This is a genomic window from Peribacillus sp. P4_C12, from assembly GCF_056402095.1.
Window position 1 is genome coordinate 1 of the sequence record NZ_JBFUIB010000351.1, and the last position, 4,007, is coordinate 4,007.

General features: G+C 37.0%; 8 protein-coding genes. 1 reads left to right on the top strand and 7 read right to left on the bottom strand.

Going from position 1 to position 4,007, the window contains the following annotated elements:
- Positions 1 to 448 (top strand): YqhG family protein (locus AC1DUW_RS22665; protein ID WP_477643524.1); only part of this gene is annotated, 448 nt, incomplete at its 5' end.
- Between the two features lie 88 nt (positions 449 to 536).
- On the opposite strand, the gene AC1DUW_RS22670 is transcribed toward AC1DUW_RS22665, so the two are convergent.
- The 7 genes from AC1DUW_RS22670 to comGB form a co-directional block, all read right to left on the bottom strand.
- Complete coding sequence (locus tag AC1DUW_RS22670) at positions 537 to 737, bottom strand: YqzE family protein (protein WP_053346940.1); 201 nt, start codon at positions 735 to 737, stop codon at positions 537 to 539.
- Positions 738 to 1,041: 304 nt separating this feature from the next.
- Positions 1,042 to 1,428, bottom strand: a complete 387-nt coding sequence (gene comGG, locus AC1DUW_RS22675; RefSeq protein WP_056526035.1) for a competence type IV pilus minor pilin ComGG — start codon at positions 1,426 to 1,428, stop codon at positions 1,042 to 1,044.
- The gene (gene comGF / locus AC1DUW_RS22680; RefSeq protein WP_116820708.1) at positions 1,421 to 1,900 is read right to left on the bottom strand and encodes a competence type IV pilus minor pilin ComGF; all 480 of its coding nucleotides are present in this window, start codon (positions 1,898 to 1,900) and stop codon (positions 1,421 to 1,423) included. Before comGF ends, comGG begins: the two co-directional genes overlap by 8 nt.
- Positions 1,848 to 2,186: a hypothetical protein gene (locus AC1DUW_RS22685; protein ID WP_053346943.1), complete on the bottom strand. Its 339-nt coding sequence runs from the start codon at positions 2,184 to 2,186 to the stop codon at positions 1,848 to 1,850. Before AC1DUW_RS22685 ends, comGF begins: the two co-directional genes overlap by 53 nt.
- Complete coding sequence (gene comGD, locus AC1DUW_RS22690; protein ID WP_053346944.1) at positions 2,173 to 2,631, bottom strand: competence type IV pilus minor pilin ComGD; 459 nt, start codon at positions 2,629 to 2,631, stop codon at positions 2,173 to 2,175. The genes AC1DUW_RS22685 and comGD overlap by 14 nt, the downstream gene beginning before the upstream one ends.
- Positions 2,624 to 2,932 (bottom strand): competence type IV pilus major pilin ComGC, encoded by a 309-nt coding sequence (comGC, locus tag AC1DUW_RS22695; RefSeq protein WP_053346945.1) that lies wholly within the window; start codon positions 2,930 to 2,932, stop codon positions 2,624 to 2,626. The genes comGD and comGC overlap by 8 nt, the downstream gene beginning before the upstream one ends.
- 108 nt (positions 2,933 to 3,040) lie before the next feature.
- Positions 3,041 to 4,007: competence type IV pilus assembly protein ComGB (comGB, locus tag AC1DUW_RS22700; protein ID WP_477643525.1), on the bottom strand; the 967-nt coding region annotated here is incomplete at its 5' end.

The following is a 4,007-nucleotide window of genomic DNA, read 5'->3' on the forward strand; positions in this document are numbered from 1 at the left end:
GACGTTCCCCTGGCTTACACTAAATGTAAAAATATCTTATCAATGTGATCGAAAAAAAGATACCTTTATGTCTGTCGGATTGAATTTAATCTCCGGGGAGATCATGGAAGGATTTCACAATCGTGTTTTACCGGTTAAAGTCACCCCAAAGATACCGGATTACTCCTTCACCCTCTCACCATTAATCATGCCAAAGAGTGGGTTAGCAAGACTTGATACATATATCCGAACCAGCTTCGAGAACGATGACCATTCTTGGGCGGAAGAAGCCATGGAGCGCTGGCAGAATGACTTAAATTTATTGGAGCATTTTTATAAGGATATGGATGAAAAAAGCGAAAGTTATTTCACTGAAAAACAGGCATTACAGGCCCAATATGAGCCAAATATTCTAATATCAATCATCAATGGCGGTTTATTTTACTTATCAGATAGAGCGTTAGGATAAATGGATCTATTTTTCAGAAATGATTTCTCTACTACAACCGCCTAGCAGGTTTGCCTGACTAAAAAAAAGAAAACAGATGTCCAAAAGCTTAGGACATCTGTTTTCTTTTTTTGATTTTTTTTCTTACAAACATCGACAAAGCGAAAGGGACAATACCAAACCAGTGGGACACACCAGTATTTTTATCCTCTTTCCGATGACGACGTTTTTCTTTCCGTTCTTTCTTAGTCAAATTAAAATATTCGACAAGCTGCTGTGTAAGATATTTGATATAAGCGTTAGTAGACATACAATATCACCCTAAATAAAGTATGCCCCGCTTATGCTTCTTTTATTCTTTCAAGTTTACCCGAGATGGTTACTATTTGGGCCTGCTTGTTGTATCGATGGTAAGTTCTCCATTTCCATTTAGGGGAAGCCTGACATTGGACAAATCATTCCGTTCGTAATCCCATTCTCAGTCAGCCAAAAACGTTTTCATCCTTCCTGAATCCCTTCTCCACTTGTTACTGACACAGTTTTCACACTGGAGTATTTTCAGTCTATTAACTCCATATCACTGAATCCGCACCATCAGGTTGCCTTCATACGTGTTATACAGACTGTTTTTCTATCCATTCTACAACTCTACCTAACTCTTTGTCATATTGAATAATGATTCTACCAACTCGGTTATCTTTAGTCGAGGAAGCAAATTCAATAAAGGCATAACGGGCATCTTGTTTCGTTAATATATAATGGACATCACCATTGGGATATGAGATATCCCCCTGAAGGTTCTTCGGTATATCTTCACCCCATCCAGCTGTTACCTCATTAACGGCTAGATGCACTAAATGATCGGCCACAAGCGTTTCTTCCACTTCTTTATAAAATTTTTTATCGATGACAAATTGATCGATCATTAATATCGTGAACATGATAAAAACACTCGCTACAATCATGACCATCGGGAAAACGACCCCTTTTTGATTATTCATCAACTTTCGTCTCACTTTTAAAAAAAGGATGAAACCTGCGAATAACAGTATTCCCTGCTTTATCCGTTATATTTAACACAATGACGTTACCATCCTTCTCAACCTTAAATTTTGAAATGTTCTGCAGGATGACCTCATGACCTTTTCCATTCACTCGCCTGCGGAGCTTATCTTCATATTGTTCAATAAAAGATAACTGGTCACCTGAAAGTAAATATAATTTATTTTCTATTACATCCTGACTTTTAGCACCCCTGACCTCCTGTTGCATTTGCATCGTAAAGATCTCCCACTCTTTAGGATGCAATTTGTCTTTTGATTCCAACTGTGTGTGAATAATTGAAAAAAGTTGTAAGATGAAAATAGAGGTGGTCATTAATATCATTAAAGAAAAAAGCATTTCAATTATTGTAAAGCCATCATTTTTTCGTAGCATCACAAATGGATTCTGATTTACCCATTTCATTTTCATATCGTACACATCCTTCAATCATACCTGGGAAATCCTTCTGTTCCTTCCATGTTAGTTCATACAATCTTTTCTGATAATGGATTTCCTGGTCGACAGCATTTACCTCCCCATCCATGAAGGCGGTCAATCTTTCATATAACAAATAGTGGGCTTCTGTCCTTAAGACAACATTTTTCCTATTGGTCATAATCTCCTCAAGTATCGGCAGAATCGAAATGATCAAGACTATACAAATCGAAAAAGCGGCTATCATTTCTAAGTAGACGTAACCTCTACTGTTTCTCAATCCTAAACCTCCCTTTACCGATATTAAGGACTAACTTGTACTTCCCTTTTGTCGTATCAATCATCATCGTCCCTGCTTTTGAAGCATTTCCATACTGATTAAAATGAAACGTAAGTCCTAATGTTCCACTTAAGAACTGTATATCCTTTGGTATGCTTCTCTCAAGCACAACCCCCTCCTTATAGGATGTTACCGTGTAAATCCTATTCGTATTATCCATATGAAGGTAAATCAGACTTTCATGGCTGATGGCATACTGCTGCGCATAGAAAATGTCCTCTTTCAATTGAGAAATGAATATCTTATTTTCCATTCCTTTAATAAAGCTTGGATATAAATTTAGACCGATGCCACTTAGCAGTACAAAAATAACGAGGACGATGAGGGTTTCTGACAGGGTATAACCTCCACAGGAAGGCCGCATAATCAATTTGCTGCTATTCAATTACCGTAACCTTTCCCTTGTTATCCAGACTAATACCATCCCCATTCGGACATGATTTTTGTTTAAGGTACCCTTGACTTTCCATTTCATCAATACTTGCAGGAAGTTTGCCATTATCTATTTCATAGGCTTGTACCTGTGCTTGAGCCATCTTAACAAACGCTTCACACCCTTTAGAGTGAATCGTCGATTGATGCTTTGTTATATTTGGGATTGTAATAATCAATAGAATGGAAATTACGAGTAAAACAATAAGCATTTCAATTAATGTAAAACCTCTTTCATTCAACACTTTCTTCATATCATTCTGCTGCTAAAAAAATGAAAATAGATTAGAAATTTCACACACCTATCCTATTCCCAAAATTATTTCAGCGCAGATTCACCTCCAGAATTTATTAAGAATATTCTATATCCCCTCGAGCAGAGAAAACATTGGCAGCAAGACCGCTAAATAAATGGAAACAATCAGCAGTCCAATCAACGAAAACATAAGAGGCTGAATGATTTTCAAAATTGAATTCATTCTTTCTTCAATTTTCTCTAGCAAAAAACGACTGTAATGAAGTAACTCTGAATCAAGCCTGCCGTACTTTTGACCATTTGCGGCTATTAATGGTAAATTTCTATCAAAGTAAGGCAGCTCCTGAAAAATCATTTCTAGCGATCTACCTTCAATTAAATCATCTTTAATAATTGAGCAAAGTTTCTGGTAAAAAGGCTGCTGCTGATTTATGGAGAATAATTTGATGCTTTCGTTAATGGAAAGCCCTCCAGAAAGTAAGCCACTGAATTGGCTTGCAAAAAAATACGTTTCATATAACTTAATGAATGTACCTGCGAGAGGAATGTTTAATAATATTCTTCGCTGCCTTAAGGGGCATAACTTGTTAAACCAAAATTGTTTGAGTAAAAAAAAGAAAAGGAGCAATGCGAGCAAGATGAAGGGGATGACAGGGAGGATAACTGAAGAGGCTACCAGTAATTTCAGGATGATATTCTGTTCAACATCCATCGTAAAAAAGATTGTCTGGAATTTTGGAAGGAGGACACTCTGCAGGATATAAAACACGATGTTCACAAAAAAGAATAAGAAAATTGGATACACCATCAACTTTTTCACTTTATCCAAATCTTCCGTCCTCTTCTTCCAGTATCTACCTCCTTCTATCAACGCCCTATTGAGGTCGCCGCATTGTTCTCCATAAAATATATAACTAACAAGTTGTGGATGAAAATTAAGATGGGTTAACACTTGATGCAGCGGATGCCCGTTCCTTAAATCCTGAATAGCCTGAGTAAAATCCTCAGCTTTCTTCTTCGATTCCTGAAATTCCAGAAAATGTATCGCTTCGGCTAAGGGATAGCCATGACTT